General features: G+C 71.5%; 22 protein-coding genes, 1 tRNA gene, 1 other RNA gene and 4 pseudogenes. 16 read left to right on the forward strand and 12 right to left on the reverse strand.

Translation table 11 applies throughout. From position 1 onward, the window contains the following. Positions 1-18: 18 nt before the first annotated feature. The 4 genes from DRB89_RS35450 to prcA are packed head-to-tail and all read left to right on the forward strand — an operon-like array spanning position 19 to position 2,470. Positions 19-231: a ubiquitin-like protein Pup gene (locus DRB89_RS35450; protein ID WP_112452307.1), complete on the forward strand. Its 213-nt coding sequence runs from the start codon at positions 19-21 to the stop codon at positions 229-231. A gap of 37 nt (positions 232-268) precedes the next feature. Further along, the gene (locus tag DRB89_RS35455) at positions 269-868 is read left to right on the forward strand and encodes an endonuclease VII domain-containing protein (RefSeq protein WP_112454190.1); all 600 of its coding nucleotides are present in this window, start codon (positions 269-271) and stop codon (positions 866-868) included. Then, positions 820-1,659 (forward strand): proteasome subunit beta, encoded by an 840-nt coding sequence (gene prcB / locus DRB89_RS35460; RefSeq protein ID WP_112452306.1) that lies wholly within the window; start codon positions 820-822, stop codon positions 1,657-1,659. Before DRB89_RS35455 ends, prcB begins: the two co-directional genes overlap by 49 nt. Positions 1,660-1,705: 46 nt before the next feature. Next, on the forward strand, positions 1,706-2,470 hold the full coding sequence (gene prcA / locus DRB89_RS35465; RefSeq protein WP_112452305.1) for a proteasome subunit alpha: 765 nt from the start codon (positions 1,706-1,708) through the stop codon (positions 2,468-2,470). Between the two features lie 67 nt (positions 2,471-2,537). Here prcA and DRB89_RS35470 read toward each other — a convergent pair. Continuing rightward, a pseudogene (locus DRB89_RS35470) lies at positions 2,538-3,170 on the reverse strand (LacI family DNA-binding transcriptional regulator); the annotation flags it as partial. A gap of 313 nt (positions 3,171-3,483) precedes the next feature. Here DRB89_RS35470 and DRB89_RS45285 point away from each other — a divergent pair. The 3 genes from DRB89_RS45285 to DRB89_RS35485 all read left to right on the forward strand — a co-directional run bounded on the left by DRB89_RS45285 (position 3,484) and on the right by DRB89_RS35485 (position 5,921). Further along, positions 3,484-4,245 carry a hypothetical protein gene (locus tag DRB89_RS45285; protein ID WP_239516503.1) on the forward strand — a complete coding sequence of 254 codons (762 nt, stop codon included), beginning with the start codon at positions 3,484-3,486 and terminating at the stop codon, positions 4,243-4,245. Continuing rightward, positions 4,242-4,685, forward strand: a complete 444-nt coding sequence (locus DRB89_RS35480) for a hypothetical protein (RefSeq protein WP_239516504.1) — start codon at positions 4,242-4,244, stop codon at positions 4,683-4,685. Before DRB89_RS45285 ends, DRB89_RS35480 begins: the two co-directional genes overlap by 4 nt. A 396-nt stretch (positions 4,686-5,081) precedes the next feature. Then, positions 5,082-5,921 (forward strand): IS5 family transposase, encoded by an 840-nt coding sequence (locus DRB89_RS35485; RefSeq protein WP_112450102.1) that lies wholly within the window; start codon positions 5,082-5,084, stop codon positions 5,919-5,921. A gap of 707 nt (positions 5,922-6,628) precedes the next feature. Here the strand turns inward: DRB89_RS35485 and DRB89_RS35495 are convergent. The 3 genes from DRB89_RS35495 to DRB89_RS45295 are packed head-to-tail and all read right to left on the reverse strand — an operon-like array spanning position 6,629 to position 8,437. After that, on the reverse strand, positions 6,629-7,291 hold the full coding sequence (locus tag DRB89_RS35495; RefSeq protein WP_112450104.1) for a response regulator transcription factor: 663 nt from the start codon (positions 7,289-7,291) through the stop codon (positions 6,629-6,631). Next, positions 7,266-7,841, reverse strand: a complete 576-nt coding sequence (locus DRB89_RS45290) for an ATP-binding protein (RefSeq protein WP_239516908.1) — start codon at positions 7,839-7,841, stop codon at positions 7,266-7,268. Before DRB89_RS45290 ends, DRB89_RS35495 begins: the two co-directional genes overlap by 26 nt. Further along, complete coding sequence (locus tag DRB89_RS45295; protein ID WP_239516505.1) at positions 7,835-8,437, reverse strand: hypothetical protein; 603 nt, start codon at positions 8,435-8,437, stop codon at positions 7,835-7,837. The genes DRB89_RS45290 and DRB89_RS45295 overlap by 7 nt, the downstream gene beginning before the upstream one ends. 175 nt (positions 8,438-8,612) lie before the next feature. Here DRB89_RS45295 and DRB89_RS35505 point away from each other — a divergent pair, with 175 nt between their 5' ends. Together DRB89_RS35505 and DRB89_RS35510 are read left to right on the forward strand one after the other, a co-directional pair. Then, positions 8,613-10,859, forward strand: coding sequence for an MMPL family transporter (locus DRB89_RS35505; RefSeq protein WP_112450106.1), 2,247 nt, complete (start codon positions 8,613-8,615; stop codon positions 10,857-10,859). 164 nt (positions 10,860-11,023) lie between these two features. Further along, a pseudogene (locus DRB89_RS35510) lies at positions 11,024-11,257 on the forward strand (transposase); the annotation flags it as partial. Here the strand turns inward: DRB89_RS35510 and DRB89_RS43365 are convergent. Further along, complete coding sequence (locus DRB89_RS43365; protein ID WP_162688411.1) at positions 11,233-11,694, reverse strand: hypothetical protein; 462 nt, start codon at positions 11,692-11,694, stop codon at positions 11,233-11,235. The pseudogene DRB89_RS35510 and the gene DRB89_RS43365 sit on opposite strands and share 25 nt — an antisense overlap. Positions 11,695-12,205: 511 nt before the next feature. Between DRB89_RS43365 and DRB89_RS35515 the strand changes: the two genes are divergently transcribed. Together DRB89_RS35515 and DRB89_RS35520 are read left to right on the forward strand one after the other, a co-directional pair. After that, entirely contained in the window at positions 12,206-12,850 is a 645-nt protein-coding gene (locus tag DRB89_RS35515) for a hypothetical protein (protein ID WP_112452214.1), read from the forward strand. A 2-nt stretch (positions 12,851-12,852) separates the two neighbouring features. Then, the gene (locus DRB89_RS35520) at positions 12,853-14,781 is read left to right on the forward strand and encodes a PKD domain-containing protein (RefSeq protein ID WP_112452215.1); all 1,929 of its coding nucleotides are present in this window, start codon (positions 12,853-12,855) and stop codon (positions 14,779-14,781) included. 201 nt (positions 14,782-14,982) lie between these two features. On the opposite strand, the gene DRB89_RS35525 is transcribed toward DRB89_RS35520, so the two are convergent. Then, positions 14,983-15,384, reverse strand: coding sequence for a TOBE domain-containing protein (locus DRB89_RS35525; RefSeq protein ID WP_112452753.1), 402 nt, complete (start codon positions 15,382-15,384; stop codon positions 14,983-14,985). Between the two features lie 308 nt (positions 15,385-15,692). On the opposite strand from DRB89_RS35525, the gene DRB89_RS35530 reads away from it, so the two are divergent. Next, positions 15,693-16,607 carry a universal stress protein gene (locus DRB89_RS35530; protein WP_239516909.1) on the forward strand — a complete coding sequence of 305 codons (915 nt, stop codon included), beginning with the start codon at positions 15,693-15,695 and terminating at the stop codon, positions 16,605-16,607. A 45-nt stretch (positions 16,608-16,652) separates the two neighbouring features. Then, entirely contained in the window at positions 16,653-16,967 is a 315-nt protein-coding gene (locus tag DRB89_RS35535) for a hypothetical protein (RefSeq protein WP_204357933.1), read from the forward strand. Positions 16,968-17,004: 37 nt separating this feature from the next. Here DRB89_RS35535 and DRB89_RS35540 read toward each other — a convergent pair. Next, positions 17,005-18,712 (reverse strand): annotated as a pseudogene (locus DRB89_RS35540) (aspartate-alanine antiporter). Between the two features lie 226 nt (positions 18,713-18,938). Beyond that, positions 18,939-19,026: transfer RNA gene (locus tag DRB89_RS35545), tRNA-Ser, on the reverse strand. Between the two features lie 107 nt (positions 19,027-19,133). On the opposite strand from DRB89_RS35545, the gene ffs reads away from it, so the two are divergent. From ffs to DRB89_RS35560, 3 genes and pseudogenes are all read left to right on the forward strand, one after another. Beyond that, positions 19,134-19,232, forward strand: an RNA gene (ffs, locus tag DRB89_RS35550) — signal recognition particle sRNA small type. Positions 19,233-19,255: 23 nt separating this feature from the next. Next, the gene (locus DRB89_RS35555) at positions 19,256-20,008 is read left to right on the forward strand and encodes a GNAT family N-acyltransferase (RefSeq protein WP_204358206.1); all 753 of its coding nucleotides are present in this window, start codon (positions 19,256-19,258) and stop codon (positions 20,006-20,008) included. Continuing rightward, a pseudogene (locus tag DRB89_RS35560) lies at positions 20,005-20,583 on the forward strand (lysophospholipid acyltransferase family protein); the annotation flags it as partial. The gene DRB89_RS35555 and the pseudogene DRB89_RS35560, both read left to right, overlap by 4 nt. Positions 20,584-20,771: 188 nt before the next feature. Here DRB89_RS35560 and egtD read toward each other — a convergent pair. From egtD to egtA, 4 genes are read right to left on the reverse strand one after another with little or no spacing between them, the layout of a single operon-like run. Further along, positions 20,772-21,905, reverse strand: a complete 1,134-nt coding sequence (gene egtD / locus DRB89_RS35565) for an L-histidine N(alpha)-methyltransferase (RefSeq protein WP_112452239.1) — start codon at positions 21,903-21,905, stop codon at positions 20,772-20,774. Next, positions 21,902-22,708, reverse strand: coding sequence for an ergothioneine biosynthesis protein EgtC (gene egtC, locus DRB89_RS35570; protein ID WP_112452238.1), 807 nt, complete (start codon positions 22,706-22,708; stop codon positions 21,902-21,904). Before egtC ends, egtD begins: the two co-directional genes overlap by 4 nt. Next, on the reverse strand, positions 22,708-24,030 hold the full coding sequence (egtB, locus tag DRB89_RS35575) for an ergothioneine biosynthesis protein EgtB (protein ID WP_112452237.1): 1,323 nt from the start codon (positions 24,028-24,030) through the stop codon (positions 22,708-22,710). Before egtB ends, egtC begins: the two co-directional genes overlap by 1 nt. Continuing rightward, entirely contained in the window at positions 24,027-25,319 is a 1,293-nt protein-coding gene (egtA, locus tag DRB89_RS35580) for an ergothioneine biosynthesis glutamate--cysteine ligase EgtA (protein ID WP_112452236.1), read from the reverse strand. Before egtA ends, egtB begins: the two co-directional genes overlap by 4 nt. Positions 25,320-25,380 lie beyond the last annotated feature (61 nt).

Consider the following 25,380-nt stretch of genomic DNA (forward strand, 5'->3'; position numbering starts at 1 on the left):
GAGCGGGGTGAGGTAGACATGGCGACCAAGGACACCGGCGGCGGACAGGAGAAGGCGCAGCGCTCGACCGAGGAGGTCGAGGAGGCGGCGGTCGAAGAATCGACCGACCTCAAGGAGCGCCAGGAAAAGCTCTCCGACGACGTCGACTCCGTACTTGACGAGATTGACGATGTACTCGAGGAGAATGCCGAGGACTTCGTTCGGAGTTTCGTACAAAAAGGCGGCGAATAGCCTTCGAATCTAAGGCGAATCCGCCAGTGTGTGCTCCATGTTCAATGGAACGAAGTGGTGTCGCGGGTGTGCCCGTGACATACCACTGAGCGGATTCGCCTCGGATCGCAATCGGAGCGATGGGCTTCAGCCCAGATGCCGGGAATGCGTGGCGGCCTACAGTGCCGAGCACTATCGCCGCCGTCAGGCAGCCAAAGGCAAGGCAGTCAGAGAGCACGTGGACGTGCCGGCGGGGTGGAAGCTCTGCAGGCAGTGTGGCGAGGTGAAGCCGCACGGCGAGTGGCATAAGAACGCAACAGCGTCTGATGGCGAGTCCACTCGCTGCAAGGCTTGCCGGGCCGTACAGGGTCGGGCGGGGCATCTCAAGCGCTCGTACGGCATGACGGAGGCCCAGCGAGACGAGATGATCGCGGCGCAGGGCGGCATCTGCTTGATCTGCAAAAAGAGCCCAGCCGTTCATGTGGATCATTGCCACACCACGGGTAGGGTCCGAGGCGTACTTTGCTTCAACTGCAACACGGCCATCGGCAAGTTGGGAGACGATCCCGACGCAGCTCGTAGGGTCGTCTCATATCTGGAAGGAAACCTGTGGAACCCAACACTCGTAGCACAGGGCGTCTACCGGCAGCCTTCCTGACGCCGGGGTCGTCGTCCTTCATGGACTTCTTGGGCGCGCACCGGCCCGAGATGCTCCCGGGCAACCGGAAGCTGCCCGACGGGGTCATCGAGGCGCCGCACGGGACGACCATCGTGGCCGCCACCTTCCCCGGCGGGGTCGTGCTCGCCGGTGACCGGCGGGCGACCATGGGGAACATGATCGCGCAGCGGGACATCGAGAAGGTGTTCCCGGCCGACGAGTACTCCGCCGTGGGCATCGCCGGCACCGCCGGCCTGGCCGTGGAGATGGTGAAGCTGTTCCAGCTGGAGCTGGAGCACTTCGAGAAGGTGGAGGGGGCGACCCTCAGCCTCGAAGGCAAGGCGAACCGGCTGTCGACCATGATCCGGAGCAATCTGGGCATGGCGATGCAGGGGCTGGCCGTCGTACCGCTCTTCGCCGGGTGGGACGAGGGCAAGGAGAAGGGCCGGATCTTCTCCTACGACGTGACCGGCGGCCGCTCCGAGGAGCACGGCTACGCCGCGACCGGTTCCGGCTCGATCTTCGCGCGCGGCTCCATGAAGAAGCTGTACCACTCGAAGCTGACGGAGGAGGAGGCCACGACGCTCGTCGTCCAGGCGCTGTACGACGCCGCCGACGACGACTCGGCCACCGGCGGCCCGGACCTCTACCGCCACATCTACCCCATCGTCACCGTCATGACCGAAGAGGGATTCCGCCGGCTGACCGACGAGGAGTCCTCGGAGCTGGCCCGCAAGATCACGAACCGTCGGCTGGAGCAGCCCGACGGCCCGCGCGCCGCCCTGCTCTGACCATCCGTCGCCCCGTAGGAGCCCAGAAGAAAGGGACGGACAGCCGGTGTCGACTCCGTTCTACGTCTCACCCCAGCAGGCCATGGCCGACCGGGCGGAATACGCCCGCAAGGGCATCGCCCGCGGTCGCAGCCTTGTTGTGATCCAGTACGCCGACGGCATCGTGTTCGTCGGCGAGAACCCGTCCCGCGCGCTGCACAAGTTCAGCGAGATCTACGACCGGATCGGCTTCGCGGCCGCCGGCAAGTACAACGAGTACGAGAACCTGCGGATCGGCGGCGTGCGCTACGCCGATCTGCGCGGATACACCTACGACCGCGATGACGTGACGGCCCGTGGGCTGGCGAACGTCTACGCGCAGACGCTGGGAACGATCTTCTCCAGCGCCGGTGAGAAGCCGTACGAGGTGGAGCTGGTCGTGGCCGAGGTTGGCGCGACGGCGGCCGGGGACCAGATCTACCGGCTGCCGCACGACGGTTCGATCGTGGACGAGCACGGTTCGGTGGCGGTCGGCGGCAACGCCGAGCAGATCAGCACCTTCCTCGACCAGCGGCACCAGGACGGGATGACCCTGTCCGAGGCGCTGAAGCTGGCGGTGCAGGCGCTGTCCAGCCAGGCGAACGGCACGGACAAGGCGATTCCGCACGAGCGGCTGGAGGTGGCGGTGCTGGACCGTACGCGGGCCCAGCAGCGCAAGTTCAAGCGGATCCGGGGCCGGCAGCTGTCGCGGCTGCTGGAGGCGGACGTTCCGGCGGCCGCCCAGGCGGATGCCGTGTCGAACGACGAGGCTCCCGAAGAGGAAGCCGAGTAGAGACGGTCCGCAGTGCGGTGTGAGCGCCCCCGGCCTTCCGGCCGGGGGCGCTTTCGCGTTCCCGGGGTCAGGGGGTCGGGGCGGGGCCGGTGGAGTCGCGGACGACGAGTTCGACGGGGATGTCGTCGGCGGCCCAGGGGGTGCCTTCGAGGGCGGCGAGGAGGGCGGTCATGCCCTGCTCTCCGACGCGTTCGGCGGGGAGCCGGACGGTGGTGAGTTCGGGTTCGACGGCGGTGGCGAGGGCGAGGTCGTCGAAGCCGGTGACGGAGAGGTCGTCGGGGACGCGCAGGCCGAGGCGGCGGGCGGCCTTGCAGGCTCCGGCGGCGAGGATGTCGTCGTCGCAGACGATGGCGGTGGGGCGGGCTCCGGGGGCCGCCAGGGCGGCTTCGGTGGCCGTACGGGCGCCGTCGACGGTGAGGGGGGCCCGTACGGTGCGCAGCTCGGCGTGGGGGCCGAGGAGGGCGGCGAGGGCGTCGGCGCGGACGGTGAAGGTCCAGGAGTCGACGGCGGAGGCGAGGTGGAGGATGCGGCGGTGGCGGTGGGCGAGGAGGTGTTCGGTGACTTGGCGCATGCCGTCGGCCATGGCGAGGTTGATGTGGGCGGCGGCGTTGCCGGCGGTGGGGTCGCTGTCGAGCATGACGTGGGGGAGTCCGTCGCCGCCGACGGCTTCGAGGTCGTGGGAGGCCATGGAGGCGCGTATGCATCGTGTCTCTTGTACACATCTGAAGCTGGAGGTGTATAAGGGACAGGATCTACACCCTGGCCTGGGGCTGTCTGGAAAGCGACCCCGACGGATCACCCGTGCTCGTCTACGACAACCACAAGGCCTACCGGCTCGGTCGCCGTCTCCCCTTCGGCGGCGAGACCGCCGAGGTGATCCGCCGCCAGCAGCAACGCGTCCGCGACCGCTTCCCGGCCACCGAGCCGCCCGGCTCAAGCTCCTGCCCCGGCCTCGAACGAACCCCGAGGGCACCAAGACGTACAAGGACATCACTCTGGCCCACGGCACCTGGGTGGCTTCGCTGCCTGACCTCGTCGTCCCGGTCATCACCACCGAGGCCGGCACCCCGGTCACCCACCTGGTGCCCTTCGACAAGACCCGCGTCTTCCCCTACGCCTACCGGCACTGCTACGCACAGCGGCACGCCGACGCCGGAGTGCACCCCGACGTCCTCGAGGAGCTGATGGACCACCGGCTCATCTCCACCACCCAGGGCTACTACCGGGTCGGTGCGGAGCGGCGCAGGGAAGCCGTCGACCGGGTCACGGCCCTGCAGTTCGACCGGCACGGCAACCGGGTCTGGCGCGAGGTCCAGAGCCTTCTGGACTTCGAGCATGTCCGGCGTGCGATCGGGGAGGTCGCCACCCCGTACGGGGTCTGCCGCGAACCCTCCAACGTCGCCGCGGGCGGCCACGCGTGCCCGCTGCGGTTCCGGTGCCTGGGCTGTGAGCACTTCTCCACCGACGTCTCCTACCTCCCCGACCTCCAGGCCCACCTCGCCGACCTGCTGCGCAGCCGGGAACGGCTGATGTCCGCGTTCGAAGCCGACGAATGGGCCCGTACCCAGGCCATGCCCTCGCAGGAGGAGATCAGCCGGGTCCGCCGGCTCACAGACCGCGTCAGCTCCGACCTCGACCAGCTCACCGCCGAGGACCGCGCGCAGATCGAACAGGCCGCCACCCTTGTGCGCCGCTCGCGCACCGTCCACCTCGGCATGCCTCGCGTCGGCCAGCCCCTGCCCGACGTCCGACCCTCAAGGATCCCCCCGTCGTGACCACCGCCATGAACGACGGCCGCCAGGCCGATACCGAACGCCGCCGTGCCCGCGTGACGAGCGCGATCACCACCGCACGGCGCGAGGGAAGCCCACTGACCGCCTCAGCCATCGCCCGCGCCGCCCGTGTCGACCGCACCTTCCTCTACCGCCATCGCGACCTCCTCGACGCACTTCACACCGCGGCGCACGAACCGGCCAGGCCGCCCGGGACTGGGCCAACAGTCACTTCGGTATCGCTTCAGGCCGATCTCGCCAATGCGGGTGCCCGCAGTGCCCGCTTGGCCGCGCGCGTCCAGCAGCTCGAAGAGCGCCTGTCGAAGGCGCTCGGCGAAGAGATCTGGCGGGCCTCCGGTCTCGGGCCACCCGGCGACGTTGCCGAGCTGAACAGTCGGATCACCAGGCTCGAACAGAGCAATGTTGAGCTGACGCGCGCTTGAGGAGCGTCAAGCCGAACTTGAAGCCGCCCGAGCAGCCAACCGCGACCTGACCCGCGCCCTCAACCAGAAAAGCTCACGCATCTCCACACGGTGTTTGCGGGCATTCGCCTGCGATGCCATGTCATTTCGGTCACCGTCTGAGTGCTCCGGGCGGCGGGCCCAAGCGGTGGCCGTACTCGGTCAGAGGGCGTTTAGCTCTTTATTGAGGTCTTTTGAGCTGGTATGGGATTGTGGCTGGTCGGGGCTGCTGGGGTTCGTGTGGTTCATGATGCGAAAGTGGCTGCCAGGCGGACGTCTTGGGCTGCCTCCTCCTGTTTCATCCCAAGGCGCCGGGCTTCGCGCTGTGTGCTTCGGGCGCCGGTCCGCGCGCCTGGGCCGCCTGGGTAGCCCGGAATCATGCCTGAACGCCGCCGATACCCAAGCGATCTGTCCGATGCCCGGTGGGAGTTGGTCGAGCCGGTCCTGACCGCCTGGCGGTCCGAGCGCCGTGGCCGCGGCCTGGACATCGGCCGGCCTCCGGACCACGATCTGCGGAGCCTGCTGGACGCAGTCCTCTACGTGAACCGGACGGGCATCCCGTGGCGCTACCTTCCGCACGACTACCCGCACTGGAACACCGTCTACGCCTACTTCGCCCGCTGGCGGGAAGAAGGTGTCTTCGATCAGCTCAACAGTCTCCTACGCCGGCAAGTGCGCAGGCAGGAAGGCCGGGAGGAGGAACCGACCGCCTTTGTCATCGACTCCCAGAGCATCAAGACGTCCACCAATGTGCCCGTCTCGGAGCAGGGGATCGACGCCGGGAAGAAAATCGTCGGCCGCAAGCGGAGCATCGTCATCGACACCGTCGGGCTCCTCCTCACGGTTCTGGTCACCGCCGCCAACGTGCAGGACTCGATCGCCGGCCAGACCCTCATCGAGCGGGTCGCCGTCGAGCATCCCACCGTCCGCAAGACCTGGGTGGACGGCGGCTACCGCCAGCACCTCGTCGAATACGCCGCAACCCTCGGTATCGACATGCACATCGTCCGACGCGACCCCACCACCAGGGGATTTACCGTCCTGCCCCGCCGTTGGACTGTCGAGAGAACGCTCGGATGGCTCATGAACCACCGCCGCCTGGCCCGCGACTACGAAGCTTGCCCCCACCGCTCCGAAGCCATGATCCACCTCGCAATGATCAACCTCATGACCCGCAGACTCACCGCCGAATCCACCCCCAGCTGGCGCGGCGCATGAACTACCCTCAACCCGGCAATCTGGGATGAAACAACGGGATGAAACGCCCTCTCAGCGGGAAACGGCACCGGCCTTCAGCAGCAGAACGACACCCCACAACCCGCCCACCAGCCAAAACACCCTACTGAAAGCCCTGTCACCAACCACCGCAAATCACACGTCGCGCATCAACTCCGCTGTCTCGACGCCCTCGTCCGCGTACACCGGGACAGCAAGACGGCCTGGCTGGACGAGGAGGTACCGGAGCGCCTTGCGGGGCTTCGGGGCGCTGGACTGCGCGCTGCGCGGGCCGGGTTGCGGGCGGTCCGGGAGCGGCTGCGGGCGAGCCGCCAGCACCGTACGAGCCGGGTCCTCGCGCTGGCGCCTGCGCTGCGAGCCGGACTCGACGAGCGGGGGTGGCTGCGGAAGTGGGAGCCCCGTCCCCGAAGACGCACCCCGCTCCGGACAGCCCTACGGCGGCACCGGACCCGGCGCCGGACGCGGGCTCACCGGCCGGCTCTGCATCGCCCTCCCAGGCGCCCTGTGGGAGCCGCTGCACCACGGGGTCTACTGGAGCCATCACCGTCCCCGTCGAACACGCGGGACGCGCCGCGCTTGTCCTCCAACTGATCGCTGTCGAGACCGTACTTCGCACACAGAACAGCATCCACTTCAGGGCCCGCCTCGTAAGTCGTCAGGCTCTCATGGGACATAGCCCGGCACCCAGCTCAGTTTCCGGGGAGGATACGGCGCGTTTCGTAGGCCCACATCGCGATCTCGACCCGGTTGCGGGCGCCGAGTTTGGCCATCAGGCTGGCCAGATGCGTCTTCACCGTGCTGAGGCTGATGTGCAGTGCATCGGCGATCTCGGCGTTGGTCAGCCCGCGAGCGACGGCGAGGAGCACCTGCTCCTCGCGGGCGGTGACGGGGGAGACCGGCTGGGCCACGGGCCGGCCGGCGGGCAGGTCCGCGAATGCCTGGAGCAGACGGACGGTGACGCTGGGCGCTATGAGCGCCTCACCGTCGGACGCCGACCGTACGGCCTGCGCCAGAAGGTCCGGTCCCGTGTCCTTGAGGAGGAATCCGCGGGCGCCGGCACGCAGTGAGCCGTAGACGTACTCGTCGAGGTCGAAGGTGGTGATGACGACCACGGCCAGCGGGTCGGCGACGCCCGGGCCGGCGACCAGCCGGGTGGCCTCGAGCCCGTCGAGTACGGGCATGCGGATGTCGAACAGGCAGACGTCGGGGCGTAGTTCGCGGGCCAGACGTACCGCTTCCCGCCCGTCGGCGGCCTCGCCGACCACCTCGATGCCGGGCTGGGCGTTCAGTATGATCCGCAACCCGGTGCGGATGATCGTCTGGTCGTCAGCGACGAGGACGCGAATGGACACCGCTCTCGCTCCTCGCTCTCGGCAGTTCGGCTTCGACATGCCAGCCCCGGTCGGTACCCGGGCCGGCTCGTAGTGTGCCGCCAAGCAGGGTCGCGCGCTCGCGCAGTCCGGTAAGTCCGTATCCGTCGCGACCCCGGCCGGTGCGCCGACCGTTGTCGCGCACGCTTACCCGTACCGTGTGCCGTTCCGCGGCGACCCGGACGACGAGCTCGGTCGCGTCGACCGCATGGCGCAGCGCGTTGGTCACCGACTCCTGCACGATCCGGTAGACGGCCGCGTCCACGGCCGGGGGCAGCGCGTCCAGTTCGCCGTCGAGCCCCAGGTCGACCCTGAGGCGACCACCCGGGGTGCGCACCAGGCGCTCCAGATCCGCGACTCCGGCAAGGGGCGCCAGCTCGGCGCCGACCCCGCGGTCGCGCATCGCGGCGACCATGGCGCGCATTTCCTCCAGCGTGCGCGCCCCTTCCTCCTCGACCCCCTCCAGCGCCTCGACGGCGGCGGACGGGTCGGTGCCCGCGAGCACCCGGCCCGCCTGGGCGATGATCACCATGGCCGACACGTGGTGGGCCACCGTGTCGTGCAGTTCCCGGGCGAGCTGCTCGCGCTCGCGGAGCGCACCTGCTCCAACTGCCGCTCGCGAGCGGTCACCCGGAACCGCACGGCAGCCCCGACCACGCCGGGCAGCAGCAGGAAGACGAAGCCCACGACATTTTCGAGGACCGGGGTCTCGTCCGTGACGGAACACAGCGCGCCGGTCGCGAGGATCACCGCGCCGCCCAGCACGATCTCGCGTCCCGATCCCCACCGGGGCAGCGCGTACACCAGCACGAGTACGACCGCGCCGGCGTACAGGCCTACGGGCTCGCGCGGTGCGGCGACGAGGGAGGCCACCTGAAGCAGGATCACCGAGCCGAACGCCAGCGTCACCATCGCCTGCGGGCGGGTCCGGCGCCACAGGGGCAGCAGGCACAGCCATACGGCGAACACCACCGCCACCGGCCGCCACACGACCTGCTCGCGCAGGGTGGCTTCCAGCGCCACACCGGCAAGCACCGCGGCGAGCAGCGCCCAGTCCCGCCGCACCCGGGCGGGCGCGTCGGGCGGCCGGGGTTCGGTCCACAAGGTTCGCAGGTCGTCTCGCAGCACGGTTCTCAGCCTAGGGGCCGCGGCGTGCCGCGCATCGGCCGAAAGGACGGGTCGTCACTCCGCCCCGGGGCTGACGGATCCGCGGCCCGCGGGCCGATGCCGCGGAGCGCCGTGGCGACGAGTCTCGGCATCGGCGGCCGTACAAGGACGGCCGACAAGGTGGTTGGAGGACCCGATGCTCTCGAAAGCCCTGTTGCGCCTGGGCACAAGCGCCGCCCGCCATCCCTGGCGGGTGATCGCGGCATGGCTGATCGCCGCCACGCTCGCCGTCCTTTCCGCCGTGGCCTTCGGCGGGCGGACCGCGGACTCGATGACCGCTCCGGGACTGGACTCCCAACGGGCCGCGGAACTGATCGAGCGGGCCGGCACCGGCCAGGAGGGGATGACCGCCCAAGTGGTCGTCACCCCCCTCGACGACGGTGCGACGTTCTTCGACCACGGCAGCGCGCGCACCGCTCTCACGCGGCTGCAGACCGAGGTGAAGCGGCTGCCGCACGTGCTCGGCACGAGCGACCCGGCGGGGGCACTCGACACGGGCGGGGACACCGCCGTGCGCGGCGGCCTTGTCTCGGCCGACGGGCGGATCGCGGTCGTCCGGGTGCAGTACCCCGACCAGAGCCGGCTGTCGGCCGAAGACCTCGACGCCCTCGTCGATCTCGGCGACCGGCTGCGCGTCGAACTGCCCCTACGCATCGAGATGGGCGGCAACCTCTTCTACGCCTTCTCCGACCCCGACGGCGGCGCGAGCGAGCTGATCGGTCTCCTCGCCGCGGCCGCGATCCTGTTCCTGGTGTTCGGCTCGCTCGTCGCCGCCGCGCTGCCGATCGGCATGGCGGTCTTCGGACTGACCGTGGGGGTCGCCACGATGACGGTACTGGCAGGGGTGACAGAGGTCCCCACCTTCGCACCGGTCCTGGGCAGCATGGTCGGGCTCGGAGTGGGCATCGACTACGCGCTGTTCGTTCTCGCCAGGCACCGGGAGTACCTCGCGTGCGGGCTCGATCCGCAGGCGGCGGCCGGACGAGCGGTGGCAACGGCGGGGCGGCCGGTGGTCTTCGCCGGCGGCACCGTCGTCGTGTCGATCCTCGGCCTGGCGGTCGCGAACGTGCCGTTCATGACGGTGGGCGGGCTTGCCGTCTCGATCGTCGTCCTGACCATGGTGCTCGCGTCGGTGACGCTTCTGCCGGCCTTCCTCGGCGCCGCCGGCCCACGCCTGGCCCGGACCGGCCGGATCGGCCGGGCTCTGCAGACCAGGAAGCTGGGCCGACTCGCACGGCGGCGCCACCCGGCGGCAGGCGCCGCCCACGCCGCCGGGTGGCGTCGCTGGATCGGGCACGTCAGCCGGCACCCGGTGCCGTACGCGGTCGGCGCGGCGGGGCTGCTGCTGACCGCGACGCTGCCCGTGCTCGGCCTGCGCGTCGGCCTGCCCGACGACGGCTCACTGCCCCACAGCCGTACCGAGCGCCGGGCCTACGACCTCGTCGCCGAGGGGTTCGGCCCGGGCACCAACGGTCCCCTCGTCATCGCCGCGGACTCCGCCGGTGATCCGGGAGTACTGGACCGACTCGTCGGGGCGGTCGCGGCGGATCAGGGCATCGCATCCGTCGCGCCGGCGCACATCGATCGGGCCACCGGCATCGCGACCCTCGTGGTGTTCCCGACCACCAGCCCTCAGGACAAGGCCACGGCCGACACCATCGCCCGGCTGCGCACCGACGTGCTGCCCACGGCGGTCGGGCACGGCCCGGCCAGGGCCCACGTAGGCGGCGCCGCCGCGAGCCTGTCCGATGTGGGCCAACGCACCAGTCAACGCCTGCCGGTGGTCGTCGTCGCGGTGCTGGCGATGTCGTTCCTGCTGCTGATGCTGGTCTTCCGCTCGATACTCGTACCGCTCAAGGCGGTACTGCTGAACCTGCTGAGCATCGGCGCGGCCTACGGCATCATGGTGACCGTCTTCCAGTGGGGCTGGGGAGGCGCACTCATCGGGCTGGAAGCGACGGTTCCGATCGTGTCGTTCATCCCGATGTTCCTCTTCGCCATCCTGTTCGGCCTGTCGATGGACTACGAGGTGTTTCTCCTCTCCCGCGTACGCGAGGAGTACCTGCGCACCGGCGACAACGGCACGGCGATCGTTGAGGGCGTCTCGCGCACCGCCCGGATCATCACCTCGGCGGCCCTCATCATGGTGGCGGTCTTCCTGTCCTTCGCCGTCGCCGAGGACCCCTCCACCAAGATGTTCGGGCTCGGCCTGGCCACCGCGATCTTCATCGACGCCACTGTTGTACGCATGGTGCTGGTACCGGCGACCATGACACTCCTCGGCCGGACCAACTGGTGGCTGCCGAGGTGGCTGGACCGGATGCTTCCCCGCGGCCCGGTCGGCACCTACGGCACCGACGCGGACGCGGAATCCACTGGGTGAGACCCCTCATCCACGGCTGGTTGACCGTTGACTCAACTCCTGCCCGCCCTTGGCGTCCGGCACCTCAGCGCGTCACCCAGGGCATATCGCGTCGTGATCATCGGGTGGTCTTGGTGAGGTCTTTAGAAGTCATCTCATCTGGGCTTCGCGGTAGGCTGTTGTCCATGGTGGGGATCGTTGAACGGCTGGTGTCGGACGAGTTGTGGGAGCTGTTCCAGCGGGTGGTGCCGGAGGCGCCGTCGCGGCCGCAGGGCGGTGGTCGGCGCCGGCACGGCGACCGGGAGGTGCTTGCCGCGATCGTGTTCGTGGCGACGTCGGGTTGTACCTGGCAGCAGGTGCCTGCGGCATCGTTCGGGCCGTCGGGGGCGACAGCTCACCGGCGGTTCACCGAGTGGGCCTCGACAGGGACACGAGGGCGCGGGCGGGGCCGGAGCTGGGGCCGGGGGGATGGTGCGGGACGCGGCGGCCGAGACGGCGCCGGCCCTGTCTCCGGGGTGGCTCCCGGCCGGTTGTAGGACACCGTTCGGGTGATGATTTTCCCGCCGGGCAACTGCTCCCGGGTCCGGCTCAGGTACCCGTGGTGCTCCAGTTCCCGCAGTGCCCCGCCGATGCGGATCTCACCCTCGGTGAAGCGCTTGACGAGCGTGGAGATGCCGACCGGGGAACCACCGGGCAGCGACTGGATGTACACGGCCAGACCGATCGCTGTCAGTGACATCTCGGCGTGCTGGGCGAGGTGGTTGCCGACCACGGTGAAATGTGACGTGTGGGGGACGTTGGCGTGGCGTACCCCGGACGGGAAGACCGGTCGCGCGTTAAGGTGCTCAGGAGCCATGGGGAAGGTTGTGCTTCCTTGTTGGTCAGGCCCTCGTCCGGGATTGCCGTCCCGGCGGGGGCCGTCTCATTTTCAAGTGGTCGGCCAGAGCATATGCCAGCCAACCCCCTGCAAATCCACCCCCGTTCGGGCCCATCACTCGTGTGGGTGACCCGGCCGCCGCGGGAGGTAGGAGGGGTTTGGCAGGTGTTTTCTCTCCGGTACTGCGAAGCAAAAGAAAGATCGTGGGTTACCGGGTCCCGGTAACCCACGACCCGGTCGGCGCCTTTCCTCGCACGCAATTCGGATTCATTCGGGGCGGGTTTCACCGAGCACCGGGGAGCATGTCGGACATGGTCCGCGAGCACGGTCCAGGGGCGGTTTCAGGGGAACCCGGGATTCCGCGTTCCGGCAGGTGAGGTCCCCTCCAAAGGCCGTTGACCCACGTGTTTGAGCCAATGGATGATGACCAAACGCTTCTGCGGATCGCGTGCGCCCGACTGTCTCTGGGGGGACAGGACGTTTGCCAGTCGTGCGGCGCCGCACTCACGTCAACAACCGTTCCGAATCACACTGTTCCGACAACGGAACCGGCTCGCAGGCGATTCCGTACTGCACGGTCTCGGCCGCGGCCAAGGTGGTCAAGCCGGGCCAGACGGTGCTGATCGACGCGCAGACGACCTACACCGAGCCGCTCACCATCGACCGCTCGGGCGAGCCGATCACCTTCGCCGTCGCCAGGGAGGGGGTGGGCGAGCACAACGCCCCCTCCCCCGCGTACCTGAAAAGGAGCCTGACCATCAGCGGGGCCTCGCACGTGGTCGTCCGCGGGCTGTCCGCCGACGAAGGCCTCTACGTCGACAACTCGCACGACGTCACGCTGGACCGGGTCTACGGGTACCACACGGCCGATGACACGGCCTCCCTCGTGGTCCGCAAGGAGAGCACGGACGTGCGGGCCGGCCGGAGTTACTTCGCCGCCGTTCGCGTCGAAGGCGGTGCCCAGCGCACGGTGCTCAGCCGCAACTCGATCCACGGCTTCAGGATCCCGCCGGTCTCGGTGGTGAACGCGCCCGGCACGGTCATCACCAACAACACCCTCAAGAGCAGCTGTGGTGCGGGGATCTCGGTCGGCGGCAGCTCGACCGGGTCGGCACTGTTCAACAACCTTCTCTGATCGTGGGGCAGCCCGGTACCGGGCGGGTCCCCTACGGCTGGGCCGACACCGGATACGACACCGCGGCGGCGTTCCTGGCCGGCACCGGCCAGGGCGCGCACGACATCCTGAGCCGGGACGAGGACGCCGTCGGCCCGAAGGACGGGTCGCCGACCATCGACTCGGGTGATCCGACGGCGCCGGGGGTGCTCCCGGGGGACATTCGCGGTTACCCGGTCGCGGACGACCCGCGCGTCCCCAACACGGGCAAGAACGGCGGGTACATCGACCGCGGCTCCGACGAGACCCAGGACCGGCTGCGGAGCGTGAGCCTGTCGGTGAGCGAGTCCTGGGCGCCGGCCGGTACGCGCGTGAAGGCGACGGCCGCCGTCGACGCCCTCTGGCCCACGGGCGTGACGTACCACTTCGACTTCGGTGACGGCACGGCTCCCGTGGTCACCAAGGAGACCTCCGTCGAGCACGTCTACAGCGTGCCGGGCGACCGCGTGGTGAGGGTGAAGGCGGTCAACGGTGTCGGGGCGGAGGTCTCCTCCTACGACGTACCGACCAAGGTGGGCCCGGCCGGACCGCTGACCGCGGTCGTCACCGCCGATCCGGTCCTGCCGACCTCGCAGAGCCCGCTGGGTCGCGTCGCCCCGCTGTCCGTGGCCGTCGGTGTCGGTGGCAGTGCGACGCCGTGGCCCGTGACCCGTGTGGAGGCGGACTTCGGGGACGGCTCGAGCGATCGCCGAGGCGACATGGGCGGGTTCGACCACGCCTACCGGCAGCCGGGCGAGTACAAGGTGACGCTGACGGTCGAGGACTCCAAGGGTGGCAAGTCCACGGCGACCCGGACCGTGAAGGTGGACTACGCCGCCTCGGGCTACGTGGCCACCGAGCCGTTCCGCCTGGTGGACACCCGGACCGCGAACGCGGCGCTCCTGGGCGGTTACGCCAGGGTCGTGGACCTGCCGAACGGCACCAGGTTCCAGGGCCACGAGCACTCGGCGAGCATGGCTTCGGTGGTCCTCAACGTGACGGTCACGGGTGCCACCGAGGACACCCACCTGAGCGTCTGGCCCTCGGGCCAGCCCCGCCCGGCGACCTCGAACGTCAACGTCCGCGCGGGCGGCACCTCGTCCAACACCGTCACCGTGCCGGTCGGCTACGTCGGCAGCATCCTCGCGCAGCTCAACTCCGGCCAGGGCCACCTGATCGTGGACTTCGTCGGCTACTACCAACCCAACGCGGGCCAGCGGTTCTCCCCGATCGCGCCGACCCGGGCCCTCGACACCCGGAGCACCGGCGGCGCCCTGGGCGGCGGCCAGACCCGTACGGTCAAGGTCGCGGGCGTCAACGGCATCCCGGCCGACGCCACGGCGGTCGCGCTGAACCTGACCGGTACGGGCGCCACCGAGCAGGCGCACGTCATCGCCTACCCGGATCCGGCGAAGCGTCCGGCCACCTCGAACCTGAACGTGGAGCCCGGCAAGGACAAGTCGAACCAGGCGATCGTCCCGGTCGGCCCGAACGGCACCATCACCCTCTACACCAACTCCGGTTCCACGCACGTGATCCTGGACGCGGTCGGCTACTACGGCAAGGACGGCAAGGCCCTGTTCACGCCGGTCGTGCCCAAGCGCCTCGCCGACACCCGCAGCACCGGCAAGCTCGCCCCCGGCGCCACCACCAACATCTCCGGCCTCCCGGCGAACTCGGTGGGCGCGGTCCTGAACCTCACCGCCACCGACACCACCGACCCCGGCTTCCTCACCGCCTACGCCTTCGGCGCCACCCGCACGGACGCCAGCAGCCTCAACACCATCCCCGGCCGCACCGTCCCCAACCACGTCACCACCCCCGTCACCGACGGCAAGGTCGCCGTCTTCAACAGCTACGGCGGCCCCAACCACGTCATCACCGACCTCCTCGGCCACTTCACCAAGGGATAACCGCACCCGCCTGTGGGGCAGTTCCGAAGGGAGCTGCCCCACAGGCACGTCTAGCGTCGGTCGGCGGTCGGCGGCGTCGCCGTCGCGGCAGCGTCGTGGATCTTCTGCCAGACCACGTCCCGCGTCACCGGCAGCTCCGTGAAGCGGATCCCCGGGTAGGGGTGGGGGGTGCCGGGCGGGGGGTGCCGGGCGGCGGCCCGCTCAGAAGGCCAGGTCGATGTGGACGTCGGTGGACTTCACCCGGGCCGTCACGGTGACCCCGACCGCGATGCCGAGCTCCTCGACGGACTCGCGGGTCACGACGGAGACCACGCGGTGCGGCCCCGACTGGATCTCGACCTGCGCCGCGACCTCGTCGAGGAGGACGGCGGTGACGATCCCGGCGAAGGAATTGCGCACGGAGGTGGCGGGGGGCGCCTCGGGCACCGGATGCAGCCCGGCGGCCCGCTCCTTGGCGAAGGCGGCCAGGTCCGCTCCGTCCACGGTCCGCACCCCGTCGGCGCCGCGGCGCGCGGACAACCGCCCCCCGTCGGCCCAGCGGCGGACGGTCTCGGGACTGACGCGCAGCAGGCCGGCGGCCTGCCCGATGGAGTACGACGGCACGTGCGCAGCCTAGTGCCGTGACCGGAAAGGTCCACCGGGTCGCGGCGCCCGGCACGGCACCTCGCCGCGTTGTCGGACCACGCGAGTACGTCCAGTACGCGACGTGATCCTCCGCCTTGCGATGCACCGCACCGGACACCGCGACCCGGCAAACCTTTCCGGTCACGGCACTAGCGCCGCGGCGGGGGCGCCGGAGGGCCTGGGGGGATGCAGCGAAGCTGGCTAAAAGGGAGAAAAGGGGCGAGGGGCGTAGCGTCGTGTAGTAGCGACCAGGAAATGGCCGCGGCATGGAAAGAAGGGTGCCGCTGATGTCCGTACCGCCCGTTCCGCCTGTCCCGCCTGTCCCGCCTGTTCCGCCTGTTCCGCCTGTTCCGCCTGTTCCGGCCGTCCCGGCCGTCCCTCCCGCGCCTCCCCTCCCCTTCCTCGTCGGCTTCGACGGGTCCTTCCGCAGCCTCGCAGCCGCCCGCTGGGCGGCCCGTGAGGCCGCGTCGGCGGGGGCGCCGCTCCGGCTGCTCCACGTGGGCCAGGCCTGGCCGACCGTCCAGCCGATCTCCCCCGAGTTCCAGCCGGTGCTCGGCGAGAGCGAGCTCGCGATGGTGTCCGTACTGGCGTCGCTCGCCGCGGAACTGCGCGCCGCGCACCCCGGGCTGACCGTCGAGACGGCCACCGCCGAGGGCGGGCCGGGCAACGAGATCCCGCGCGCGGCCGCCCGGGCGAACGCCGGGCTGATCGTGCTCGGAGCGAGCGGCGACCACCACCACCTGGTCCCGCGGCTCGGCTCCACCGCCCTGCACGTGGCCGGACGCGCCGAAGTCCCCGTCGTCCTGATCCGGGAGCCCGCCGAGCGGGAGCGGCGCGGGCGCGGGGTCGTCGTCGGGGTGGACCCGGCGGGCGACCACGTCCCCGTCCTCGAGTTCGGGTACGCGTGGGCGGCCGCGCACGGGCTGCCGCTGCGCGCGGTGTACGCGGTGGGCAAGGGCTCGGCGGCTGCGGAGGGGCTCGAAGCCGCAGTGGCCGCGGTCTCCGCGCGCCATCCGCGGGTGGCGACCGAGTGCGTCAGCCTCCCGGGAGACGCCGAGCGCGTCCTGGTCGACGAGTCCGCGTCCGCCGGCCTCCTGGTCGTCGGCCGCCGCCGCCACCGACCCCTCCACGGCATGGGCCCCACGGACCACGCGGTGGCCCACCACGCCGGCGGCCCGGTGGCCCTGATCCCCCACGGCTGAGTCCCACGGCCGATCCCCCGGAGCCCCCGTGGCAGGCTGGCCCGCATGAACGAGCCGACCGCGCCGACCGCGCCGACCGCGCCGACCGCGCCGACCGACCCCCGCAACCCGGCGGGCATCAGGGTGGGGGACGTCTACGAGGACTGCTTCTTCCACCCCGTCCTCTGCACCGACATCGAGGAGAACGCCGGGCTCGTGCTCAGCGGGGTGTCGCTGATCGACGGCACGCACCCGCGCTCGTGCGACGCGCTGTACTGCGAGCCCGTCAGGATCCCGGTGGAGTCCGTGATGGAGATCAAGCGGGACCTCGGCGCCTACACGGCCCGCCGCCAGGCCGAGCGGGCCGGCGGCCCCGCCTGACCTGTCTGACCCGCCTGAGCCGCCGTGCGGGAGCGCGTCACTGCCGCAGCAGGACGATCACAGAACCCCACATCGTCAGCAGGATGTTGCCCAGCGCGTACGGGACCGTCGTGCCCAGCGCCGGGATCTGGCTGCGGGCGCGCTCCGTGAGGGCGCCGAGGGCGGCGGTCGTGGTCTGGGCGCCGGCGAGGGCGCCGAGCAGGATCGGCAGGGGCAGCCGCTGCACGAAGTGCCCGTACGCGAATCCGGCCAGCAGCGGCACGGTCGTCACGGCCGCGCCCCAGAACAGCAGCGGCCAGCCGGCCTCGCGCAGGCCGGGGACGAAGCTCGGGCCGGCGTTGAGGCCGACCACCGTCACGAACACGCACAGCCCGAGCGTGCCCATCAGCCACTGCGCTGCCGACGGCAGGTTCCCGTACGTCGGGTACTTGCTCCGGATCCAGCCGAAGACCAGGCCCATCAGCAGCGCCCCGGTGGAGGTCGACAGCGACAGCGGGGCGCCCGCCGCGTGCAGGGCGGGGATGCCCAGGCAGCCGCCGAGGAACAGGCCGAGCGCGATCCACACCATGTCCGTCGCGAAACTGGTCGGCACCGGCTTGCCCAGCCGCTCCGCGGCCGCCTGCACCCGGCTGCGGGGCCCGGTGAGCACGAGGGTGTCCCCGCGCTCCACGGTGCTGTCGAGCCGGACCCGCAGGTCGGCGCCGGCCCGCCAGTGCTCCTCGACGAAGACGCCCGGCATGAACTCCTCGTGGCGCAGGGTGCGGATGGTGCGCACGCCCGGCCCGCTCGGTGACGACGACGTGCAGGGATTCCGTGCGGTAGGCGAGGAGTTCGAAGTCGTCCGTCTCCATCCCGATGTGCGTGCGCGCGTCGTAGGAGACGAGGTCCCCGCGGACCGCGCTGACGGCCAGCACGTCGCCGAGCTCGATCCGGGTGCCGGGGGTGTGCTCCAGGATCTCCCCGGCGCGGCGCAGCCGGGTGATGTAGACGCGCCGGCCCGCCGCCTTCTGCTCGGCCTCGAAGTCGCCGATGGTGCGTCCGGCGAAGGCCGCCACGTCGACGGCGTAGGCGCGCAGCACGTGCTTGTAGTAGCCCTCCCCGGCGTCGGGGTCGTTCTCGGCGGCCTCCAGGTCGGCGGCCAGTACGGCGCTCTCGGCCGCGAGGTCCCTGTGTAGGAGGCGGGGCAGCACGCCGGCGAGGAGCAGCGCGGGCAGGACCGTACCGAGGGGGTACGTGACCGCGTAGGCGACGGCGATCAGGTGCGCCTGGTCCCGGGCCTCACCGGCGTCGATGCCGGGCAGGTGGGCGATGGCGTCGGCGCCGACGCCGATGACGGCGGACTGGGTGAGGCCGCCGCCGAGCAGCCCGGCGGAGAGGCCGGGCCCGTAGCCGGCGAGGGCGGCGAAGGCCCAGGCGGTGGCGAGGCCGGTGACGCAGACGATGAGGGCGAGGACGACCTGGGGGAGGCCGTCCTTGCGCAGGGCGCGGAAGAACTGCGGGCCGACGTCGTAGCCGAGGGCGAAGAGGAACATGAGGAAGAAGACGGACTTGATCGGCCCGTCGATCTCCACCTTGGCCTGGGAGCCGATGACCAGGCCGGCGACGAGGCAGCCGGTGACGGCGCCCAGGGCGATCGACTTGTAGCGGATGCGGCCGAGCAGGAAGCCGACGGCGATGGTCAGGAAGATCAGCAGCTCGGGGTAGGGCCGGAAGATCTCCGTCCTGAGCCAGTCCGTCCACGCCACCCGCACCCACCCGCTTCCCGCCCGCACCGCGCCGCTCCGGGCACCTCTGGGCACCTCCAGAGAACGGTATGTCCGGGTATGCCCCCACGCACGCCCAGTCCGGGCGGCCGGGCGGGTGGTCCCTGGCGTCGTGGTCGACGCGATCACGGATGGGGAGCCGACCGGGAACGCAAAGAGCCCCACCGCAAGCGGTGGGGCTCTTCAACGTATTGCCCGGTGAGAGCAATGGCGGAGGATACGAGATTCGAACTCGTGAGGGGTTGCCCCCAACACGCTTTCCAAGCGTGCGCCCTAGGCCACTAGGCGAATCCTCCGCGGCAAACAATACAAGACGTTGAGGGGTGCTCGCGAACGTGATCGACCGGCGGTGATCCCGGTGGGGTCCGGCTCGATTCCCGGGCGCTTCATCCGCTAGGGTGGGGCCAGCCCCTCACGTGGCGCTATCTCACCCAACTCCCCCAGGGCCGGAAGGCAGCAAGGGTAAGTGGGCTCTGGCGGGTGCGTGGGGGGCGCTTTGCGTTCTGGGACGGGTCTGGTTTTTATATTCATCTCCTAGCCCACGCAACAGGCAGAGATCACGCCGTACGCCTCGCCCGCGACGAGGACGAGGTGCGCGCCGCCCAGCGGCTGCGCCACCAGGTCTTCGCCGGCGAGCTCGGCGCCCGCCTCGACGGACCCGAGCCGGGCCTCGACTCCGATCCCTTCGACGCCTACTGCGACCACCTCCTCGTCGTGGACGAGGAGACCGAGCAGGTCGTCGGCACCTACCGGGTGCTGCCCCCCGAGCGCGCCGCCGTCGCCGGACGCCTCTACTCCGAGGGCGAGTTCGACCTCTCCGCCCTCGCCCCCATCCGCCCGGACCTGGTCGAGGTCGGCCGCTCCTGCGTCCACCCCGACCACCGCAACGGCGCCGTCATCTCCCTCATCTGGGCCGGACTCGCCCGGTACATGGACCGCTCCGGCCACAACTGGCTCGCCGGCTGCTGCTCGATACCGCTCGCCGACGGCGGGGTCCTCGCCGCCGCCACCCGGGAGAACGTCCTCGCCCGCAGCCTCGCCCCCGCCGAGTACCGGGTCACCCCGCACCTCCCCTGGAGCCCCGAGGGCATCACCTTCCCCGGCCGCATGGAACTGCCCCCGCTGCTGCGCGGCTACCTGCGCCTGGGCGCCTGGGTCTGCGGCGAACCCGCCCTCGACGCCGGGTTCGGCTGCGCCGACCTCTACGTCCTGCTCTCCCTGCGCCGCACCAACCCGCGCTACCTCAAGCACTTCCTCTCGCTGGCCCCGGGCGCATGAGCGCCTGGCTCCCGACCTCGCCCTGCACCCCCGCGGACTGCGCCGAACACGAGGGGCGCACCGCGAGCGTGCCGCACGCCGTCCTGCGGCTCACCGCCGCGACCGCCCTGATCCTGCTCGGGATCCTGGGCGCCCCGCCGCTGCGCCTGCTGCCCGAAAGGCCCCGGCACGCGGCGGTACGGGCCTGGGCGGCCGCACTGCTGCGCGCCTTCGGCCTGCGCATCACCGTGTACGGCAGCGCCGGACCGGGCGGTGGCCGCCTGATCGTCGCCAACCACATCTCCTGGCTCGACATCCCGCTCGTCGCGGCCGCCCTGCCCTCCCGGATGCTGGCCAAGAGCGACATCCGCCACTGGCCCGTACTGGGCCCGCTCTCCCGGCAGGCCGGAACCCTGTTCATCGAACGGGACCGGATCCGCGCCCTGCCCGCCACCATCGGGAGCGTCACCCGCGCCCTGCTCGAGGGCGACCGCGTCACCGTCTACCCGGAAGGCTCCACCTGGTGCGGGCGGGCCCAAGGCCCCTTCCGGCGGGCCGCGTTCCAAGCCGCGCTGGACGCGCGGGCGCCCGTACAGCCCGTACGGATCGCCTACCTCCGGGAAGACGGGAGCACGTCCGGGGCGCCCGCCTTCGTCGGGGACGATCCGCTGACCGCCTCGCTGTGGCGGATCGCGCGGGCCCGCGGGGTGCGGGCCGAGGTACGGCTGCTGCCGCGGATCCCGCCGGGCCGGTACGCCGACCGGCGGGACCTCGCGGCAGCCGCTCAGGCCGCCGTGCTCGCGGAGCCGGTGTCCGGTCCGGTGTCCGGTCCGGTGTCACGGCCGGCGGGGCCGTCACTGCCCGGCGTACCCGCCCAGCCGTCCGTGCCCTCCGCGCCGTCCGCGCCGTCCGTGCCGTCCCCGCCGTCCGCGGCCGGCCGGCCGTCCGTGCCGATGCCGTCCGCCACCGACAGGGACAGGGCGAAACGACGTGCCCGATCCGTCCACCAGTGGGTCAGCTCGAGCCCCGCGGACGCCAACTCGCTGCGGAGCCCCTCCTGACGGAACTTCGCCGAGATCTCCGTCAAGATCTCCTCACCCGCCTCGAAGGGCACCTCCAGATCCAGCGCCCGGACCTTCACCAGCACCTGCGTCCGGGCCCGCAACCGCATCTCGATCCACTCGTGCTCCCGGTTCCACACCGCCACGTGAGCGAAGTCGGCGGTGTGGAAATCCCCGCCCAACTCCCGGTCGATCACGGCCAGTACGTTCTTGTTGAACTCTGCCGTCACCCCCTGTACGTCGTCGTAGGCCGCCACCAGCACGGCCTCGTCCTTCACCAGGTCCGTCCCCATCAGCAGCGCGTCCCCGGGCGACAGCATCGCCCGTACGTCCGCCAGGAACACCGCCCGCTCCGCGGGCAGCAGATTCCCGATCGTGCCGCCCAGGAACACCACCAGCCGGGGCCCGGGGGACTCCGGCAGCCGCATCGGCTTCGTGAAATCGGCCAGCAGCGCGTGCACCCGCAGCCCCGGATGCTCGGCGAGCAGCGCCTCGGCCGCCCCGGTCAACGCGCTCTCGCTCACGTCCACCGGTACGTACGTGTCCAGCGCGGGCAGCGCCTCGATCAGGTGCCGGGTCTTCTCCGAGGAACCGGACCCCAGCTCCACCAAGGTGCGGGCACCGCTCACCGAGGCGATCTCCTGGGCCCGCTCCAGCAGGATCTCCCGCTCGGCGCGCGTCGGGTAGTACTCGGGCAACCGGGTGATCTCCTCGAAGAGTTCACTGCCGCGGGCGTCGTAGAACCACTTGGGCGGCAGCGTCTTCGGGGACCGGGTCAGCCCCTTCAGCACATCCTCGCGCAGCGCCGCGTCGGCGGCGTGCTCGTCGAGCGTGCGGGTCAGCCGGAAGTCGTTCACGGGCCTTCGTCTCCTTGCTGCGGGGCCCCTCGGTACGGGGCGCCGGTGGGAGTCTCCTTCAGGGAGACGAGGTCGATCCGAGTCCGCGTGGCGGTCAGCAGGGTCCCCTCGGGCACCTCGCACCAGCGCGGATCGTCGTCATAGGGCTCCGACGCCACCACCGTGCGCGGCACGGCGGTATCAGCCAGATACCACAGGGAGTCCCCCCAGGCCGTCGCCGCGATCGCCCGGCCGTCCGTCAGCAGCAGGTTCAGCCGGGATCCGGGCGCGGCCTCCACCAGCTCCCGCACCGGCCCGGCCAGCGCCTCGCCGAGACCGTCCCCCTCGCGCAGCCGGCGCAGGACCAGCGCCCAGATCAGGGCCGAGTCCGTGCGGGCGGCCAGCGAGAGCAGCTCCCGGGGCGGCAGCGAGGCCGCGGCGACCGAGGCCACCGCGTCCGGCCAGTCCCGGAGCATCCCGTTGTGGCTGAACAGCCACGGCCCCTCCGCGAACGGCGCGGCCGCCGCCTCCCCGTCCGCCCCGGCCCGCGTGGCGTCCCGTACGGCGGCCAGCACGGCCCCGCTGCGCACCACCCGGGCGAGATCGGTGAAGGCCAGGTCGCCCCAGATCGGCCCGGCCCGGCGGTAGCGGGCGGGCACCGGATCGCCCTCCGCGTACCAGCCGATGCCGAAACCGTCGGCGTTGACCGTGCCGTGCCGCTGCCGGCGGGGCGCGAAGGACTGGTGCACGAGGGAGTGCTCGGGGTCGCTGAGCAGTCGTCCGAGGCTCACCGGCGGCCCCAGATAAGCAAGATGACGGCACATCAGGCAGCACCCGCTGCCCCGGCGTCACGCGCCGTGCGGAAGCCGGAGAAGATCTGCCGGCGCACCGGGAGGTCCCAGTTGCGGAAGGTGCCCCGGCAGGCCACCGGGTCCACGGCGAAGGAGCCGCCGCGCAGCACCTTGTGCTCCGGGCCGAAGAACACCTCGGAGTACTCGCGGTACGGGAACGGCCGGAAACCGGGATAGGGGAGGAAGTCCGAGGACGTCCACTCCCACACGTCACCGATCAACTGGCGCACCCCGAGCGGGGAGGCCCCGTCCGGATAGCTGCCCGCGCGGGCCGGCCGCAGATGGCGTTGGCCCAGATTGGCGTGCGCCGGGGTCGGGTCCGCGTCACCCCACGGGTAGCGGGTGGAGCGACCCGTCGCCGGATCGTGCCGGGCGGCCTTCTCCCACTCCGCCTCGGTGGGCAGCCGCCGGCCCGCCCACCGGGCGTACGCGTCGGCCTCGTACCAGCTGACGTGCAGCACCGGCTCGTCCCCGGGCACCGGCTCGGTGACCCCGAAGCGGCGGCGCAGCCACGTGGCGCCCTCGCGGTGCCAGAACAGCGGGGCCTCGATCCCGTGCCGCCGGATCTCCGCCCAGCCCGCCGCCGCCCACCAGCGCTCCTCGCGGTAGCCGCCGTCCGCCATGAACTCCTGGTACGCGGCGTTGGCCACCGGCGCCGTGTCGATCCAGAAGGCCTCCGCCTCCCGGACGTGCGCGGGCCGCTCGTTGTCCAGCGACCACGGCTCGGCGGAGGTGCCCATCGTGAACGGACCGCCGGGTACGAGGACTTCGGCCGCGGCCGGCGGCGCACCCCGCGGGGGATCCGGATCCGGGGCGGCCAGCACCGCAGCGCCCTGCCGCAACTGATGGGTGATCAACATCGTCTCGTCGTGCTGCTGTTCGTGCTGCGCGATCATCCCGAAGACGTAACCGCCGTCCAGCAGGGCCGTGCCCTCCAGCGGGGTGCGATCCAGCAGGTCGAAGACCCTGCCGCGCACCTCGGCCGCGTACCGGCGGGCCTCGTCCGGGCCCAGCAGCGGCAACTTCGGGCGCTCCGCACGGGGATGCTCGAAAGCGTCGTACAGCGGGTCCATCTCGGGGTGCATGGACTCGCGGCCGGCCACGTTGCGCAGCAGCCAGAGCTCTTCCATGTTCCCGATGTGTGCGAGGTCCCAGACCAGCGGCGACATCAGGGGGGAGTGCTGGGCGGTGAGGTCCCCGTCGGACACGGGGTCGGTGAGCCCCGCCGTGCGGACCCGCGCCGCGGTCAGCGCGACGGCGGCCCGCTCGCGCATCTGCTCCGGTCCGGCGGTCATGAGCGCGCCTCCTCACCGGCCGGCAGCGACCACGGATCGTGCGCGTGCTGACCGCTCCGTTCGTCGGCGGGACATCGCCCGCGCGCCACGTGGCGGTCGGTGAACTCCGCCACCGCGTCCCGGACGACGGTTCCGGCGCCCAGCCGGGGCAGCGCCTCGGTCGCGGCCCGGAAGCAGGCCCGGGCGGCGGCCCGAAGCTCGGGATCGGACAGGCCGTCCCGCGCGGCGGTTCGCCACAGCGGATTGCGGGGCGCGGGCTGCGCCCCGTAGGTGTCGGCCAGTCCCTTCGCCACCCGGTACGCGGTCTCCGCGGCCTCCGGGTCGTCGAACAGCGCGTGGACCACGGCCACCGGGATGACCCAGCCGTCGTCGCCGGGCTGGGCGTCGATCATCCGCAGCTCCAGATGCCCGCGAGGCCGGACCGGCGGGAAGAGCGTGGTCAGGTGGTAGTCCAGATCCTCCGCGGTGGGCGGCCGCGGGCCGCCCCCGGAGCGCACCCAGTCGCGGAAGGTCAACCCGCGCGGCACCGCCCAGGGCACGCCCTCCCCGGGCGTCCGTACGCACATCACCTCGGTGTCCAGCGCCTGCCGGGTCCACGCGCCGCGCGGCTCCGCGTCCAGCGCCGGGGCGAGGGAGCGGCGGGTGTCGATGTCGCTCCAGATGCCCTGGCGGGCACACCGCCAGCCGGCGTACGGCCCTTCGTGCGCGGGCGAGTTGGCGAAGGCGGCGACCAGTACGGCGCCGAGCAGGTGGGCCAGGCGCCACCGGCGGCCGTGGCCGAGCGGGCCCGGCTCCTCGTGCCCGGAGTCCACGCACACCTGCACGGAAGCGGAGGAGCGCATCATGGCGCGGCCGGCGGGACCGGTGCGGTCGAAGTAGGTCTCCATCGCGTCGTAGCGCGGGCTGGCCAGCATCCGGCGCTGCGGCCGGCGCGGGTCCTGGCCCAGGCCGCGCAGCACGAGGCCCCGGTCGCGCAGGGCGCGGCGTACGGCGGCCAGGTCGGCCTGGAGGCCGTCCACGCACCCGGTGAGCGAGGTGGCGGGCGCCGAGCTCAGCTCCAGCTGGCCCCCGGGCTCGACGGTGACGCGGGATCCCAGGGGCAGCGCGCGGGCCGCCCCGTGCGCGTCGGCCAGCCGCTCGTGGGACACGGGCAGGGCGGGGTGCTCGGCGTCGAACACCAGCCATTCGAGCTCCGCCCCTAGCAGGCGGGGCGGGCCGGTCTTGAAACAGATGCCGTGGATCAGGTCCTCGGCGCCGGACTCGGTCAGGCGGGGTGGTACCTGGGGCATGACGGGGCCCTCGTCTCGCGTCGTCGACTGTGACATCACCGTGCCTACCCGTCCCTCGGGG

Source organism: Streptomyces sp. ICC4 (assembly GCF_003287915.1).
Taxonomy (GTDB): Bacteria; Actinomycetota; Actinomycetes; order Streptomycetales; family Streptomycetaceae; genus Streptomyces; species Streptomyces tritrimontium.